The 15,785-nt window shown below is 68.5% G+C and carries 18 protein-coding genes; 9 read left to right on the plus strand and 9 right to left on the minus strand.

What is annotated here, in order from left to right:
- Positions 1–3: 3 nt before the first annotated feature.
- A complete protein-coding gene (locus AC0CH8_RS14810; protein WP_204193705.1) occupies positions 4–288 on the plus strand; it encodes a DUF1467 family protein in 285 nt (94 codons plus the stop codon).
- 107 nt (positions 289–395) lie between these two features.
- On the opposite strand, the gene AC0CH8_RS14815 is transcribed toward AC0CH8_RS14810, so the two are convergent.
- Entirely contained in the window at positions 396–1,250 is an 855-nt protein-coding gene (locus AC0CH8_RS14815) for a manganese catalase family protein (protein WP_204193703.1), read from the minus strand.
- A 113-nt stretch (positions 1,251–1,363) separates the two neighbouring features.
- Here AC0CH8_RS14815 and AC0CH8_RS14820 point away from each other — a divergent pair, with 113 nt between their 5' ends.
- Positions 1,364–1,603, plus strand: coding sequence for a hypothetical protein (locus tag AC0CH8_RS14820; RefSeq protein WP_465240557.1), 240 nt, complete (start codon positions 1,364–1,366; stop codon positions 1,601–1,603).
- Positions 1,600–2,448 carry an MBL fold metallo-hydrolase gene (locus tag AC0CH8_RS14825; protein WP_465240558.1) on the plus strand — a complete coding sequence of 283 codons (849 nt, stop codon included), beginning with the start codon at positions 1,600–1,602 and terminating at the stop codon, positions 2,446–2,448. Before AC0CH8_RS14820 ends, AC0CH8_RS14825 begins: the two co-directional genes overlap by 4 nt.
- A gap of 48 nt (positions 2,449–2,496) precedes the next feature.
- Here the strand turns inward: AC0CH8_RS14825 and AC0CH8_RS14830 are convergent, their stop codons facing one another.
- Positions 2,497–3,933: an NAD-dependent succinate-semialdehyde dehydrogenase gene (locus AC0CH8_RS14830; protein WP_465240559.1), complete on the minus strand. Its 1,437-nt coding sequence runs from the start codon at positions 3,931–3,933 to the stop codon at positions 2,497–2,499.
- A 128-nt stretch (positions 3,934–4,061) separates the two neighbouring features.
- On the opposite strand from AC0CH8_RS14830, the gene epsC reads away from it, so the two are divergent.
- Positions 4,062–4,991, plus strand: coding sequence for a serine O-acetyltransferase EpsC (epsC, locus tag AC0CH8_RS14835; RefSeq protein ID WP_465240560.1), 930 nt, complete (start codon positions 4,062–4,064; stop codon positions 4,989–4,991).
- On the opposite strand, the gene AC0CH8_RS14840 is transcribed toward epsC, so the two are convergent.
- From AC0CH8_RS14840 to AC0CH8_RS14860, 5 genes are all read right to left on the minus strand, one after another.
- Positions 4,972–5,712 (minus strand): AcvB/VirJ family lysyl-phosphatidylglycerol hydrolase, encoded by a 741-nt coding sequence (locus AC0CH8_RS14840; RefSeq protein WP_465240561.1) that lies wholly within the window; start codon positions 5,710–5,712, stop codon positions 4,972–4,974. The genes epsC and AC0CH8_RS14840 overlap by 20 nt on opposite strands.
- A 76-nt stretch (positions 5,713–5,788) precedes the next feature.
- Positions 5,789–7,138, minus strand: a complete 1,350-nt coding sequence (locus AC0CH8_RS14845) for a sensor histidine kinase (protein ID WP_465240562.1) — start codon at positions 7,136–7,138, stop codon at positions 5,789–5,791.
- Between the two features lie 5 nt (positions 7,139–7,143).
- Positions 7,144–7,830 carry a response regulator gene (locus AC0CH8_RS14850; RefSeq protein WP_465240563.1) on the minus strand — a complete coding sequence of 229 codons (687 nt, stop codon included), beginning with the start codon at positions 7,828–7,830 and terminating at the stop codon, positions 7,144–7,146.
- Positions 7,827–8,201 (minus strand): PDZ domain-containing protein, encoded by a 375-nt coding sequence (locus tag AC0CH8_RS14855; RefSeq protein ID WP_465240564.1) that lies wholly within the window; start codon positions 8,199–8,201, stop codon positions 7,827–7,829. Before AC0CH8_RS14855 ends, AC0CH8_RS14850 begins: the two co-directional genes overlap by 4 nt.
- Positions 8,198–8,713 carry a DUF1003 domain-containing protein gene (locus tag AC0CH8_RS14860; protein ID WP_465240565.1) on the minus strand — a complete coding sequence of 172 codons (516 nt, stop codon included), beginning with the start codon at positions 8,711–8,713 and terminating at the stop codon, positions 8,198–8,200. Before AC0CH8_RS14860 ends, AC0CH8_RS14855 begins: the two co-directional genes overlap by 4 nt.
- 268 nt (positions 8,714–8,981) lie before the next feature.
- Between AC0CH8_RS14860 and AC0CH8_RS14865 the strand changes: the two genes are divergently transcribed.
- The 3 genes from AC0CH8_RS14865 to mprF all read left to right on the plus strand — a co-directional run bounded on the left by AC0CH8_RS14865 (position 8,982) and on the right by mprF (position 12,931).
- Entirely contained in the window at positions 8,982–9,839 is an 858-nt protein-coding gene (locus AC0CH8_RS14865; protein WP_465240566.1) for a MipA/OmpV family protein, read from the plus strand.
- A gap of 85 nt (positions 9,840–9,924) precedes the next feature.
- The gene (locus tag AC0CH8_RS14870; RefSeq protein WP_465240567.1) at positions 9,925–10,347 is read left to right on the plus strand and encodes a DUF2147 domain-containing protein; all 423 of its coding nucleotides are present in this window, start codon (positions 9,925–9,927) and stop codon (positions 10,345–10,347) included.
- Positions 10,340–12,931 (plus strand): bifunctional lysylphosphatidylglycerol flippase/synthetase MprF, encoded by a 2,592-nt coding sequence (gene mprF / locus AC0CH8_RS14875; protein ID WP_465240568.1) that lies wholly within the window; start codon positions 10,340–10,342, stop codon positions 12,929–12,931. The genes AC0CH8_RS14870 and mprF overlap by 8 nt, the downstream gene beginning before the upstream one ends.
- Here the strand turns inward: mprF and AC0CH8_RS14880 are convergent.
- Both AC0CH8_RS14880 and AC0CH8_RS14885 read right to left on the minus strand, forming a co-directional pair.
- On the minus strand, positions 12,900–13,613 hold the full coding sequence (locus tag AC0CH8_RS14880; protein ID WP_465240569.1) for a PP2C family protein-serine/threonine phosphatase: 714 nt from the start codon (positions 13,611–13,613) through the stop codon (positions 12,900–12,902). The two genes, mprF and AC0CH8_RS14880, sit on opposite strands and share 32 nt — an antisense overlap.
- Positions 13,614–13,623: 10 nt before the next feature.
- A complete protein-coding gene (locus tag AC0CH8_RS14885; RefSeq protein ID WP_204193681.1) occupies positions 13,624–13,917 on the minus strand; it encodes a PAAR domain-containing protein in 294 nt (97 codons plus the stop codon).
- Between the two features lie 140 nt (positions 13,918–14,057).
- Here AC0CH8_RS14885 and AC0CH8_RS14890 point away from each other — a divergent pair, with 140 nt between their 5' ends.
- Complete coding sequence (locus AC0CH8_RS14890) at positions 14,058–15,200, plus strand: type VI secretion system protein TssA (protein ID WP_465240570.1); 1,143 nt, start codon at positions 14,058–14,060, stop codon at positions 15,198–15,200.
- Positions 15,201–15,268: 68 nt separating this feature from the next.
- Entirely contained in the window at positions 15,269–15,781 is a 513-nt protein-coding gene (gene tssB / locus AC0CH8_RS14895) for a type VI secretion system contractile sheath small subunit (protein ID WP_204193677.1), read from the plus strand.
- Positions 15,782–15,785 lie beyond the last annotated feature (4 nt).

Genomic DNA, 15,785 nt, shown 5'->3' on the forward strand with positions numbered 1-15,785 from the left:
CTGATGCGCTGGACGTCCGCCCTGGCGATCTACATCCTGTTCTGGGCGTTCAGCGTATTTCTCGTGCTGCCATTCGGCGTGCGGACCACGCACGAGGCCGGGGGTGACTACGTCCCCGGCCAAGCCGAGAGCGCGCCTCACGAGTTCCGGCTCGGCCGCGTCGTGCTGTGGGTGACGGTGGTCGCGACGACGCTCTTCGTGCTGTTCCAGCTGAATTATTACTATGGGTGGATCACGCCGCAGACGATGGATATCGCCGGGCGGATCGAGGCCGAGCGGGCGCGGTAGAACCGGACTTTCGCGCCTGCGAAAGTCCGGTCCCTTCTCTGTCCGCCTGATCCCTACGTACCAGGGGTCATCGCCTGCCTTGAAACGCAGCGAGCAGGTCGCGTCGATCAGCCGATCTGCTGTGCCTGCGCGCCGCTGTCGGGGCGGGCGGGGCCGAGGATCGGTTCCTCGCCCAGCGGTTCGTTGCGGAAGACGGTGAACTCGCCCTTGCCATCCGGCGTCGGACCCTGCGTCCAGCGGCCTTCCGGATAGGTGCCGTCGAGCGACGTCACATAGAAGTTATAGTTGTTCTGTTGATCCTCCATGTCCTGCGGGAAGCTGTTGGGGATCGGCAGGTTGTTCGGCTCCGCGCCGAGTTCCTCGATCACCGCCAGCCATTGCTGCTGGTGCATCGTATCGCGTGCGATCATGTAGTGGAGCATCTTCTTCATGCCCTCGTCATGCGCGGCGTTGAACAGGCGCACCGCCAGCACGCGCCCGGTACTCTCCGCCGCGACGTTACAGTACATGTCGGCGGCGACATTGCCGCTGGCGTAGATGTGGCTCATGTTGAACGGCACGCCGTCCGAATCCATCGGCATCGCCGCCAGACCGCCCGACAGCAGGTTCTTGTGGATCAGCCCCTCGATCTTGTGACGTGGGTTCTCGCCGCCCATCACCGCCCCGACGATGCCGTCCTTGACGCCTTCTTCCTGAAGTTTCGCCGGTGCCTTCTCCAGGTTCAGCGCGACGGCGGTCGCGAGCATCTCGATGTGGCCGATTTCTTCGGTCGCCGTGTTCAGCAGCATGTCGCGATATTTCGTCGTCGGCGCGCGGTTGCCCCACGCCTGGAAGAAATACTGCATGCACACGCGGATTTCGCCTTCCACGCCGCCGATGGCCTGTTGCAGCATTCGCGCGAAGGCGGGGTCGGGCTCGGTCACCTGAACGGGATACTGGAGCCGTTTGTCATGATAATACATCGTCTGCCTCGCTATCGGTTATGGCGATCGCGCCGCTGACGTAACGGTTAACGACCGTCGGGGTTTGTTGCCCTCGCAGAACAATCGCCAAATTTCTCAATAACCTACGTCAAATGACGTGTGCCGCGGAGGGATCGGCGTACCGCATCATCGCGTTCGGCCGGGATGATCGAGACAGGTCGGAGGACAAGATGACGAGCGTTGCGAATGTCCGCGGCGGAAGGGCGACGACGCCATTGGTGCTGGGTGCGATCGTTGCCGGCGGGGCGATCGGCTGGGCCTATTGGGCCCGTCGCGAGCCGGCGCTGGCGGAACGTACCCGGCGACGGCTTGCCGAGGGAGGCCCGGCATGAAGATCCATCATCTGAATTGCGGCACGTGCTGCCCGCCGGGCGGGCGGCTGTTCGACGGGCGGAACGACGGCGGGGCGGGGCATCTGGTCTGCCATTGCCTGCTGATCGAAAGCGACGCCGGGCTGGTGCTGGTCGATACCGGGTTCGGGACGAAGGACGTGGCGCGACCGCACGACCGGCTGTCCGACTTCTTCCTGGCGCTGAACCGGCCGCAGCTGAAGGTGGAGGAGACGGCGGTCGCGCAGGTGCGGGCGCTGGGGTTCGATCCCGGCGATGTGCGGCATATCGTCGTCAGCCATCTCGACTTCGACCATGCCGGTGGGATCGAGGATTTCGCCAATGCGCGCATCCACGTCACCGCACGCGAGAAGGAAGTTGCCGATGCGCAACGGGGCGGCGCGTTCGTGTCGCGCAAACGCTATCGGCCGCAGCAGTGGGACGAGGCGACGAACTGGTCGCTCTATCCGTTCGGCGGCGGCGAGCGGTGGTTCGGGTTCGAAGCGGTGCGCGATCTGGAGGGGCTGCCGCCGGAGATCCTGCTGGTGCCGCTGTCGGGGCACACCTGGGGCCATGCCGGCGTCGCGATCCGGCAGCAAGGCGGACGCTGGCTGTTCTATGCCGCCGACGCCTATTTCTACCACGGCGAGGTCGGGTCGGAGCGGCGATCCTGCCCGCCGGGGTTGCGCGGCTATCAACGGCTGATGCAGGTCGACGCGGCGGCGCGGGTGGCCAATCAGGCGCGGCTGCGGGCGTTGTCGGTCGAACACGGCGCCGAGGTGCGGATGTTCTGCGCGCACGACACGACGGAGTTCGCGGCGCTGGCGGAGCCACCAACGCCGCGCTGATTCCCTTTCCGCTCCGTCCCGACGGGGAGGGAGCGGAAAGCTGCACCGTCACATCATGTGCACGGTCTTCGTGACGAGGTGCGCCATCACGCCCTCGGGGCCGTCCTCCGATCCGTGGCCGGAATCCTTCACGCCGCCGAACGGGCTGTCCGGCCAGCTGAGGCGGACGTTGTTGATCGCGACCATGCCGGCCTCGATCGCGTCTCCGAGCAGGTTCTGGCGCCGGCCATTCTCGGTGAAGCAATACGCCGCGAGGCCGAAGGGCAGGCGATTGGCCTGTTCGATCGCGTCGTCGACCGTGGCGAAGGGGCGCAGCAGGGCGATCGGGCCGAACGGCTCGTCGTTCATCGCACGCGCGTCGAGCGGCACGTCGGCCAGCACGGTCGGCTGGAAGAAGAACCCGCCTTCTCCACCGCGCTCGCCACCCGCGAGCAGCTTCGCGCCGTGCCGCTGTGCGTCCTCGACAAGTTCGCCGATCGCCTCCGGACGGCGCGGATTGGCCATCGGCCCCATCTGCGTGCCGGCATCGAGCCCGTCGCCGATCTTCAAGGCGCGCGTGCGCTCCGCGAAGCCGGCGGCGAAGGCGTCGTAGATACCTTCCTGTACGTGGAAGCGGGTCGGCGCGATGCAGACCTGTCCGGCGTTCCTGAACTTGTGCGCCACCAGCGTGTCGAGCGTCTTGTCGAGATCGCAGTCGTCGAACACCAGCACGGGGCCGTGGCCGCCGAGTTCCATCGTCGTCTTCATCATCGTGTCGGCGGCTAGCTTCATCAGATGCTTGCCGACCGGGACCGAGCCGGTGAAGCTCAGCTTGCGCGTGATCGGCGAGGCGAGAAGCTGGCGCGACACCATGTCGGGCACGCCGAACACGCACTGCGCGACATCGCCGGGCAGCCCCGCGTCCTGGAAGCAGCGCAGCACTTCGACCGCGCTGCCCGCCGTCTCCTCGCTGGGCTTGATGATGATCGAACAGCCTGCGGCGATTGCGGGCGCGATCTTGCGGACGACGTTCATGATCGGGAAGTTCCACGCGCAGAACGCGGCGACGGGGCCGACCGGCTGGTGCAGCACCAGACTGCGCGTGCCCGCCGGACGCGGCAGGACGCGGCCATAGATGCGCAGCGCCTCGCCCGCATGGAAATCGAGCAGGGCGGCGGCGAACAGCGCCTCGCCCTTCGCTTCGGCGAGGATCTTGCCCTGTTCCAGCGTGGCGATGCGCGCGAGGTGGTCGGCGCGCTCGCGGATCAGTTGCGCGGTCTTCTGCAGCACGGCGGCGCGTTTCTCGGACGGGGTGCCACGCCACAGCACGAAGCCGCGCTGCGTCGCCTCCAGCGCCGCGTCGAGATCGGCGGCGGTCGCCAGCGGCAGCGCCGCGTGGCCCGCACCCGTGGCGGGGTTGAGGACGTCGTGCGTCTCGCGTCCCTCGGTGCCGAGCCACTCGCCGCCGATATAGAGGCCGAGTTTCGCGTCGTAGGTCGTCGCCATTCTACTCTCCTTGGATCGTCCCCAACTAGGGATCGCCCGCGTCGGTGTCATCACTTGCCGGGGACGAAGCATTTGTTTCAAATCTCCATGCATCTACTTAGGTATCGTGTCTGCCGAGGAGGAACGGCATGACAGGTACGGCGATCGGCGAAGCGGCAGGCGGGTTGCGATCGGCCCGTGAGGCATGGCGCGCGCGGCAGCCCGAGGGGCGTGACGTCGCGAGCTTTCCGTCGCGCGCGGTCGTCGAGGATGTCGTCGCGCTGCTGGCCGCGGCGCTCTATCCGCGGCGTTTGGGCCAGTTCCGCGGCAAGCCGGTCGACGAGGACAATTTCGTCGTCGCCAAGCTGCTGGCGGCGTTCACCGCGCTGGAGCGGGAGATCGGCAACGAACTCGGCTATTGGCAGGCGGAGGCGCGCGGCGCGTTCGAGAAGGACTTGCCGGCAACGATCGTGCGGCTGTTCGGCGCGACACTGGGCGACATCCGCCGCCTGATCGACAGCGACGTGGAGGCGGCGTTCCTCGGCGATCCGGCGGCGCGCAGCGTCGACGAGATCCTCGTCAGTTATCCCGGCGCGATCGCCAGCCTGCACCACCGGATCGCGCATCAGCTCGATGCGCTGGGTGCGCCGATCGTCGCGCGGCTGATCTCGGAAATCGGCAACGAGCGGACCGGGATCGACATCCACCCCGGCGCAACGATCGGCGAGGAGTTCTTCATCGATCACGGCACCGGCGTCGTCATCGGCGAGACCGCGATCATCGGCGCACGCGTCCGCCTCTACCAGCACGTCACGCTCGGCGCCCGCAGCGCGCTGGGTGCGGCTCGGCGCAAGGGCGAGGGGGGCAGCCGCTACGCCCGCCACCCGATCGTCGGCGACGATGTCGTCGTCTACGCCGGCGCGACGATCCTGGGGCGGGTGACGATCGGCGCGCGGTCGACGATCGGCGGCAATGTCTGGCTGTTGAGCGACGTGCCGCCCGACAGCGTCGTCGTCCAGCCGGAGGCGCGATTGCTCGACCGCTCCTCGGCGGGGCAGCTCAGGGACGAACTGGCGTAATCGACCGAGCAACGGCGCGCAGCACGTGCGCGCCCAGCGCGTCGGCGTCGCGGTTGAGAAAATGGCCGCCCGGCATGCCGATCACGTGCGCGCCACGGACGTGCAGCAGCGGGCAGAGGCTGTCCGTCTCTTCGACCCCGTAGATGCAGGTGAGCGGCGCCCAGTCGAGCGTCCGCGCGGTCGTCACGGCCATGCTGTCGGGTGTGCCGCGATAGACGAAGCCGGACGGGTCGGCGCGCAGGAACACGGTATTGCCGGGCACGACGAGGATGATGCCGGCCACCCGCGCCCGCAGGTCGGCCGACAGTCCCGCGAGCCCGGTTTGAAGCACGTCGGCGCCGTAGGACTGGCCGATCAGCACGATCCGCGGGCTACCGGTGCGGGCCAGTGCCTGCCGCACGGCTTCCGCGATCAGCATGTTCGTCTGGGTCAGCGTCTGTCGGGTCCGGAACATCGTCGACGAGTTGAACCCGACCGTTTCGATCCCGTGCGCCGCCAGCAGCTTCGTCGTCGCCGCGCCCATGCCGAAGCGCAGCCCCGTGTCGCCGGAGAAGTAGAGCGCCGCCACCGGCGCGCGCGGGCCCTGCGCATCGAACATATGCACCGGATCGCGGTCGAAGATGCCAGCGCTGTAGAGATAGCCGAGCAGCGCCGCGAGCACGACGCCCGCGACGATCAGGACGGAGCGGAGCCGGTTGCGGCGGCGGGGTAGAGTGGACATGCGGCGTGGCTCCTCGATTGCCGCCGCTGTGCCGTGCGCTGCCCGTCCGCCGGGCATCCGGCGCATGAACGATCGGTCACGCGCGGCGTAGCGTGAAGGTGACCGCCAGCCCCGGTCGGGCATCCGACAGCGTCAGCGTACCACCGTGCAGATGCGCGACCGCCGCGACCAGCGACAGGCCGAGCCCCGCGCCGCTCTCCCCCCGGGCCGTATCGAGCCGACCGAACCGCTTCAGCGCATCGTCGCGGCGATCAGGGGGGATGCCCGGCCCGCGATCCGTGACGGTGATCGCGATCAGGTCGCCGGCGACCGCCGCGCTCAGCGCGATCTGCCCGCGCCCGTATTTCAGCGCGTTGTCGACGATGTTGGCGAGCGCCTGACCCAGCATCTCGCGATTGGCGGGAGCGCGCAGATCGGCTGGGGCCCCGACACTCATCGTCATGTCGCGATCCTCCGCCAGCGGTTCGAACATCTCCGCCAGTCCGTGGAGCAGCGCGGCGATATCGGTCTCCGCGAACGCCTCCCGCCCCAAGCCTGCCTCGGCGCGGGTGATGCGGAGCGCGGTGTCGAGCATCGACAGCAACCGGTCGCCTTCGTCCATCGCCCGCACGATCGCGGTGCGCGAGGCCTCCGTGTCGGCGGCGGCGAGCGCGCGCTCCAGCGTCGCGCGCAGGCGGGTGAGGGGCGAGCGGAGATCGTGCGCCAGCCCGTCCGTCGCGACCTTCAACTCGCCGACCAGCAACGCAATGCGGTCGAGCATGGCATTGACCGCGCGGCCCAGCGCCTCGAACGCGTCGTCGCCGCCGTCGCTTTCCACGCGGCGGCCGAGATCGCCCGCCGCCACCGCCTGCGCCGTGGTGACGGTGCGCCCGACCCGTGCGTCGATGATCCGCGCCGCGATCCACCCCGCGAGGCCCGCCAGCACCAGCGCGACCGCCATCGCCACCGCCATCGCTTCCTCCATCGCGCGCGCGAACCTGAGTTCGCTCTCGATCACATGCCCGGTCAGCAGGCGTTCGCCGCCGGGGAGGGTGGTGGTCAGCACCCGCATCCGCTCCGGCACCTCGCGGTCGATCCGGAACAGCTCGATCGTCGTCGCGCCGCTATCTACGGCGGCCGTGGGCGGCCAGTCGGCGATATTGCCGGCCAGATAGCGCCCCGCCGCGTTGGTCAGGATCAGCACGGTCTGCGGCGGCTGGCGACGCTGCACCCGCTGAGTCACCGCCGCGCGCAGGGCATCGGTCCCGCCCGCGTGATAGGCGGTCAGCAGGTCGCCGCGCACGCCGCGCGCCATGTCCTCCGCTGCGGCGGTGATCTGGCTGCGGGTGATCTGGCGCACGGTGACGAGGGTCGTCGCCGCGCCCGCGAGTTGCAGCGCGAACACCAGCGCGGCGATTCGGACGGTCGCCGACCGGGGCAGGCGCAACCCGGCTATCGCTCGACGCCGAGCTTGTAGCCGGACCCGCGCACGGTGTGCAGCAACGGCCGTGCAAACCCCTCGTCGACCTTTTTACGCAGGCGGCTGATATGCACGTCGGTGACGTTGGTGCCCGGATCGAAATGGTAATCCCACACGCCCTCCAGCAACATCGTGCGGGTGACGACCTGTTCGGCGTGGCGCAGCATGAATTCGAGGAGGCGGTATTCGCGCGGCTGGAGGTCGATCGGCTTGCCCGCGCGCTTCACGCGGTGACCGAGCAGGTCCATTTCCAGATCGTCGCACACCAGCTTCGTTTCCGGCGCGGTACCGCCGTTCTGACCGCGCCGCACGAGCAGCCGCACGCGGGCGAGCAGTTCGGCGAACACGAACGGCTTGGTCAGGTAATCGTCGCTGCCCGAGGTCAGGCCGGCGACGCGATCTTCCGGCGTGCTCATTGCCGACAGGATCAGCACGGGTGTCTCCACGCCCGCCGCGCGCATCGCCGCCAGCGCGGCCATGCCGTCCATCCCCGGCATCATCCGGTCGAGGACGATGCAGTCGTAGCCGCCGTCGGTCGCGTGGAACAGGCCGTCGCGGCCGTTCGCGGCGCGATCGACGACGAAACCCTGTTCCTTCAAACCGTTGGCGACATAGTCTGCGGTGGCGTCGTCATCCTCGACGAGCAGGATCTTGGTCATAGTCGCCCTCCCTGATCCGGATGTAGCAGCGTCAGCGTCAACGGGGCACCCCGGCGGTCGACGACCAGACTTACGGGGCCCCGTTGCGCTTCCTCGCGCCGAAGCGTGCGCAGCGACGGGGCGGATGTTCCGTTGACCGCCGTGACGACGTCCCCAACCCGAAGGCCCGCCGCGGCCTCCGGCCCACCGGTACGCAGGCTGGTGACGACCAGCCGCCCCTGCCGGTCGCCAACCAGCGTCGCGAAGGTCGCGCCGCCGACCGCCCCCCGCAACGGTGGCGCGGACAGCCAGCCGGGGATCAGCGCGATGCCGGCGCTTCCCGCGACGGCGCTGCCGATCGCCGCCCAGGCGACCGCGACCAAGCCCCTCATCGCGCCTCTTCCCGCGCACCGATCCGATCCCGATCCGCGATCAGGCGATCGAGTTTCTCGTGCAGGCGCAGGATCTCCAGTTCGGCCCGCAGGTTGACCTCGTAGTCGAGGCTGGCGGCGACGCGGTCCTTCGCGGCCTGCCTATTCTGGCTCATCATGATGACGGGGGCCTGCACCGCCGCCAGCGTCGACAGCATCAGGTTCAGGAAGATGTAGGGGTAGGGGTCGAACGCATCACCCCAATGCGCCAGCACGTCGGTGTTGAGCAGCATCCACCCGAACAGCACCGCCGCAAAGGCGATGATGAAGCTCCACGAACCGCCCACCGCCGCCACCCGGTCGGCCAGCCGATCGCCGAACGAAGACCGTTCGTCGGCGACATCGGCGGCATCGCGCGAGACGGTCAGCGCCAGCTCCATATGATCGAGGACGCGGCGCTCCTCCGGCTCCAGCGCGCGGCTCTGTTCGCCGAAGATGTGCCGGAACAGGCGGTGCTGGGGCGGTGTCGTCATGATCGCACTCCTGCCATCGCCCGGTTTGGCACGCGGTGGGCGAGAGGTGACGATTTCGTCATGCGGGCGGGCAGCCAGGGGCGTCGCGCCAACTCGCCCTCCCTTCAGGAGAATGCCCGGGGGGGCTTGGTGACAGGTAGTTGAGCGAGTGCGCAGCCATTCCCTGACGGGGCGGGGACAGTAGGTCCTTCGCAATCCGCAGCCGAAATGAGCGCTTCGTCATCCCGCGGACAGCTTCCGCACCGGTCACCGCGCGTACCCGGACGTCATGATCCGACCTCTTGCCTTTATCGCCGTGCTGGCGCTGCTCTCCGCGAGTGCGCAGGCGCAGGACGCCAGCCCCGCCACGCCGCCACCCGCGGTCGATCCGGGTGCCGATCGGCTGACGATCGGCGTCGGCCCGGCGGTGGTGCCCAGCTATACCGGGTCCGACCAGTACGGCATCGTCCCCGGCATCGCGATACAGGGTCAGGTGCATGGCCTGGCGTTCGCATCGCAGGGAACGGCATTGTGGCTGGACGCGATCCGCGGCAGCGGCGGCGTCGGGTGGAAGGCGCAGGCGGGACCGATCGCGGCACTGCGACTGGACCGGACGAGCCGCATTCGGGACTCGCGGGTATCCGGCCTCGGCGAATTGCGGTCGGCGTGGGAGGTCGGGGCATGGGCCGGCATCCAGCGCACCGGCGTCGTCACCAGCCCCTACGACAATGTCAGCGCCAGCGTGTCGTATCAGGCGGATGTGCACGACGCCCATCGCAGCTATGTCGTCAGCCCCAGCGTCAGCTATTCGACGCCGCTGTCGCGCAAGGATTATGTCAGTCTGTCGGCGGGCTCCGACTGGGTCGGGCGCGGCTTCGGCGACTATTATTACGACATCTCCGCCGCCGGCGCCGCCGCCAGCGGGCTGGACGCCTATGATGGGGCCGATCGTGCAGGGTGGAAGGACTGGAACGCCAGCCTGCTGGTGGCGCACGCGATCACCGGCAACCTGACGCACGGGTTGGGGCTGTTCGCGACCGGCGGGTACCAGCGCCTGCTCGGCCGCTACGCGCGGTCACCGATCGTCGCCGATGCGGGCAGCCCCGACCAGTGGAACGGTGCGGCCGGTATCGAGTGGACGTTCTGACATGACCAAAAGTTCAGGACGCCCACAGCCTGCGGCCACCCCGCCGGGTCCAATGGCGGCCGGAAGCGGAGCGGGAGCGATGGGGATGTGGTGGAAGACAGCGGTCGCGTCGGCGGCGCTTGCGATTGCGGGACCGGCCGTCGCGCAGCGGCCCGCGGATGCGGTGGCCGGCCTGTGGATGAACCCGCACGGCAGCGTCGTGGTGCGCGCGGGCGATTGCGGCAGCAAGCTGTGCGGCTGGATCGGCTGGGCCAATGGTCAGGCGAAGCAGGACGCCCGCGAAGAGGGAGTCGACCCGTTGATCGGCGTCGCGCTGCTCCAGGATTACGAACCTGACAAGGCCGGCACGTGGTCGGGCACGATCTACGTCCCCGACATGGGCCGGCGCTTCTCGTCCACGATCGCGCTGGTCGATCGCAACCAGTTGAAGGTGAAGGGGTGCCTGATCGGCGGCTTCATCTGCCGGTCGCAGCTTTGGCACCGGGTCGAGCATCTGCCCGATGCGTGACCGGCTCACCCGGATCGTTGCGGTTGCGAAGGCGCGACGCGCGTGGCTGGCGTCGGCGCTGGTCGTCATGCTCGTGGGACTCGGACTGGTCGCGCTGCACCATCTGACGCGCGAGATCCGGCTCGCGGATGTCGCCGTCGCGTTCGACCGGATCGGGCGAGGGCAGGTGGTGACGGCGCTGATGCTGACCGTCCTGAGCTATCTGGCGTTGACGCTCTACGACGTACTGGCGCTGCGTATCGTCGGGCGACCGCTGCCGTGGCGCATGGCGGCGCTGGGGTCGTTCACCAGCTATACGCTCAGCCACAATCTGGGGCTGGCGCTGATCACCGGCGGGTCGGCCCGCTACCGCGTGTACACCGCGGCGGGACTGGACGGCCCGGACGTGGCGCGCGTCGTTGCGATCGCGGGTGCGACCTTCTGGATGGGCGTGCTGGCCGTGGCGGGCGGGGCGTTGCTGGTGCACGCCGGTCCGCTGTCGATCGCGTCGCTGGTCGTGCCGGAATGGGCGACGCGGCTGATCGGCGCGGGTATCGCAATGTCCGCGGCGGCGTTCGTGGCGCTGTGCGCTGCGGGGCCGCGACAGCTCGGGTGGCGCGGGTGGAGCGTACCCCTGCCGACCGCCCGCCAAGCGCTGGCGCAGATCGGCATCGCCACACTCGACCTGTCGGCGGCGGCGGCGGCGCTGTTCGTTCTGATCCCCGGCGCGGCCCCCGATCTGCTTCCCTCCTTCGTCCTCGCCTACGCACTGGCCATCATCGTCGCGCTCATCAGCCATGTGCCGGGTGGCGTCGGCGTGTTCGAGGCGGTGGTGCTGGCGGCGGTGCCGGTGGACCGCACCGCCTTGTTCGCGGCGCTGATCGCCTACCGCGTCCTGTATTACCTGTTGCCGCTGGCGCTCGGCATCGTCGCGCTGGTGTGGCACGAGGGGCGACGACGCCTGCCTGCGAAAGCGATGGCGGGCGCGCGGATGCTGGCGGACGGGATCGCGCCGCCGCTGCTGAGTGCGGCCTGTTTCGGCGGTGGTACGGTGCTGCTGCTGTCGGGATCGCTGCCCGCGGTGCCGGGCCGGCTGCACGACCTGACCGAATGGGTGCCGTTGCCGTTCGTCGAAGGATCGCATCTTGCCGCCAGTCTGGTCGGCACCGGCCTGCTGCTGATTGCGCCCGGGCTGTACCGGCGGCTCGACGGTGCCTTCCACGCGGCGCGTGCGCTGCTGGTGGCGGGTGCGGCGTTCAGCCTGTTCAAGGGCATCGATTACGAGGAGGCGGTTGTCTGTTTGACGATCGCGGCGCTGCTGCAATGGACGCGCGGGGCATTCTACCGCCGCACCGCGCTGGTTGCGCGTCCGCTGTCGCCGGCGTTCGTGGCGAGTGTCGCGATCGTGATCGGCGGTGCGATCTGGGTGGGGTTCTTCGCGTACAAGCATGTCGATTACAGCCAGCGCCTGTGGTGGCAGTTCGCGGTGGGCGACGACGCGTCGCGGTTCCTGCGCGCCAGTCTGGGCATGGGCGTGGTGCTGGGCGGGGCGGCGTTCCTGCGGCTGTTCCTGCCCGCCCCCGTGCGCGACGGCGAGACGGCATCCGACGAGGAAGTCGCCGCCGTGCTCGCAATCGCCGAGCGCACCGACGCGATGCTGGCGCTGACCGGCGACAAGCGCTTCCTGTTCTCGAGCGCCGGCGACGCGTTCGTGATGTATCAGGTGCGCGGGCGAAGCTGGATCGCGATGGCCGATCCGGTCGGTGCGCGGGCGGCTTGGCCCGACCTGCTGTGGCGGCTGCGCGCGATGGCGGACGCCGCTCAGGGTCGGATGCTGCTCTACCAGATCGGTGCCGGAACGCTGGAGATTGCGATCGAGATGGGTCTGGAGATCGTCAAATACGGGGAGGAGGCGATCGTCGACCTCGCGGCCTTCACGCTCGAAGGCAGCGCGATGCGCTCGCTCCGCCAGACGCACCGGCGGCTGGTGCGGGACGGCGTGACGTTCGACATCGTCCCGGCGGCGGAGGTTACTACGCTGCTGCCGCAGCTCGGGCCGGTATCGGATCACTGGTTGATGGCGAAGAGCCAGCGCGAAAAGGGGTTCAGCCTCGGCCGGTTCGATCCCGCCTATATGGTGCAGTTCGACTGTGCCGTGGCACGCATGAACGGCCGGATCGTCGCGTTCGCCAACGTCTGGGCGACGGCCGACCGCAGCGAACTGTCGGTGGACCTGATGCGGCACGACGATGCCGCCCCGTCCGGCGTCATGGACTTCCTGTTCGTCAGCCTGATGCTGTGGGGGCAGGCGAATGGCTATCGCCGCTTCGCGCTGGGTCTCGCACCCCTGTCGGGGATCGATGGCCGAAGGAGCGCGCCTGCCTGGGGGCGGATCGCCGGATTGCTGTTCCGGCATGGCGAGAAGCTCTACGGCTTTCGCGGGTTGCGGGCGTACAAGGAGAAGTTCCAGCCGCTCTGGGCCCCGCGCTATATCGCCGGACCGCGCGGATTGGCGCTGGTACAGGGCCTGCGCGATCTCAACGCGCTGATCGCCGACCCGCCCGTGCGCCGGCTCAGCCCGGCAGGCGGACCACCACCACGCTGACATTATCCGGCGCACCGCGTGCCAGCACCGCGCGGACCAACGCGTCGCAGGCGGCTGCCGGCGCAGCGTCGAGCAGCGCTGCTATCTCGGCATCCGACAGGCATTTGTTCAACCCGTCGGAGCACAACAGGAACACGTCGCCCGCCACCGCCACGTCCTCGACCACGTCGAGCGCCAGGTCGGGTTCCCCGCCGATCGCACGCGTGACGACATTGGCCAGCGGGTGGTCCGCTGCCTCCTCCGGGCGGATGATGCCCGCCGCGACGAGTTGATCGACCTGGCTGTGATCGCGCGTCATCTGCCGCAACATGCCGCCGCGCAGGCGGTAGACGCGACTGTCACCGACCCAGAGGCAGGCGCAGCGTCCCTCCGCCAGCAATAGCGCGGCGACCGTGGTGCCGATCGTCCGTCCGGCGACGCGGCCGGCCTCCACTACCTCCGCATTGGCGGCGGCGAGCGCGTCGGCGATCGCCTCGCAATCATGGTCCAGACCGCCCGTGAGCGACACGGCGTGGAGGCGCGCCGCGACGGTCTGTGATGCCCAGTCCCCGCGCGCATGTCCGCCCATGCCGTCCGCCACGGCCCAGAAAATGCCGCCGGGATGCGTCATCACGCTGTCTTCGTTGGCGGTCCTGACGCAGCCGACATGGCTGAGCGCGGCGGCCTCTGCGTGATCGTTCATGAGTGAGGAGTCATCCGCCGACCAGAACGGTCGGCAGCCCGAGGATGATCGCCCCGCCGTGCGCGCAGGAGTCGCCGATTCGGACCTGCGGCTTCTTGCCGGTCAGCACCGTGGCGCTCCCCTTGATGATCGAGTCCGGTGGACCGACGCAGGTGCAGAGATCGCCCATGACCGCAGCCGGAAGCTTGCCGATCAACACGGTAGGGACGCAGGGTCCGGTGATCGGTCCGCCGACATGGGGCACGGGCCCCGTCGCGGCGGGGCAGACATGCATATCCGTCTGGCGCGACGCCGGCATCCCCATCGGTCCAACCCTCCCTGGCTATTCGTTCGAGCTAGCACGAACGATGCTTGCGAGAAAGTTGCTGTCGAGGCAAAAAAGGCGCGTGCAACGGCGCAGGCGGGGGCCTATCGAGTCGTCATCGGGGCGGGAGGAAATATTCAGTGATCATCGGCGATGGCATCGACGCTGATATTCTTGCGCCCATCGCTGATGGTCCGGGTATCGACGGTCGCGCCGATGAGGGCGAAGTTGGTGATCTCTTTCGAGAAATCCGATTTCAACGCAAGGCGATCTTCCGCATCGAGCAAAAGGCGGCGATGGGCGAAGATGTCGGAGATGGCGACAATTGGAGCTGGGACCAGATCGCAGAAACCGCCGTCGATTACCTGAAAGAACACGGCAAAGACCTTGAGATCATGGCAATCCTGGTCGAGTCCTGCGCGCGGAGGGACGGCCTGGCTGGGTTCGACCGGGCCGTGATGGTCATGTCCGAACTGGTCGAAACATGGTGGGACCAGGGGCTTTACCCGGCGGAGGACGAGGAAGACGGCGTAGAAGCTCGATTCCAGCCGCTTTCCGGCCTCTCGGGCGGTGGTAGCGACAAGGATGGGACGCTGATCGGTCCCCTGCGCAACCTCGTGCTCGCGGGCGGCGGCGACGAGTCCTTGCGGTACATGGACCGGGTGGTGGCCGAGGGGATGCTGGCGTCCGCCCAGACGGTGAAGCCGGAACAGCGCGCATCGCTGCAGGCGCAGGCCGAAGAAGCGATGGCCGCATCCGAGGCGCTGGCGAGGCGGGTCGGCGGCAAGCCGCTGCGCATCGCGGTCGTACACCTGTCGTCGGCGGAGGCGGCGTGGCGGCGGACGGTGAGTTTCATCTCGGAACGGACCAAGCCCCGGTTCCCAGCGGCATCGCGCGTCAGCGACGAATTGCGGTCGATCCGCGAGTGGTTGGAGGGGCTGTTGCGGCTCCTGCCGGACGACAGCGCCAACGATGTCGAGGATCCGCCCGAGCACGTCGCGGGCGCCGCCGGGGACGATGCGGTCGTCGTAGCCGGGGGTGCGGCCAATGCGCCATTCTCGATCGGCAAGATCACGCGACGGGAGGACGCGCTGCGGGCGGTCAACGCCGCCGCCGACTATTTCGAGAAGTACGAACCTATTTCGCCGATCGGCTCCGCGTTGCGCGATGTCGATCGTCGGGCGCGGATGAGTTTCGACGACCTGCTCGTCGAACTGATCCCCGACGGATCGAGCCGCGAACTGTTTTACTGGCGTTCGGGCATCCGCCCGCCGCCGGAGTGAGCGTAATCGCCGGGGCATGTCGCCCCGGATCGTAATACGGCGCGACGGCGCGCCTTGGAGGGTGGGATATGGCTGACTCGGTACATGACAAGCTGAAGCGGGTGCGCAAACCGCGCGTGCACATCACCTACGATGTCGAAACCGAAGGTGCGCAGGAACTGAAGGAGCTGCCCTTCGTGGTCGGCGTCCTGGGCGATTTCTCGGGGGACTCGGCGATCGCCAAGAAGGCGCTCAAGGAGCGCAAGTTCGTCGACCTGAAGAAGGACAAGTTCGACCAGGTCATGGCCCGCATCGAACCGGCCGTGAAGCTGAAGGTGGACAACACCGTCGAGAAGAACGGCAAGGAATTCGAGGTCAACCTCAAGTTCCGCTCGATGGAGGACTTCGAGCCCGAGCAGATCGTCCAGCAGGTCGAACCGCTCCGCAAGCTGATGGAGACGCGCAACGCGCTGCGCGACCTGATGGCGAAGGCCGACGGCTCCGAGCAGCTCGAAGGTCTGCTCGAGAAGATCCTTCAGGACAACGGCTCGCTGGCCGAATTGCAGCAGCAGCTCGGCGTGTCCGACGCGCCCAAGGAGTAAGTGA

This window comes from Sphingomonas sp. AC435 (assembly GCF_979253005.1).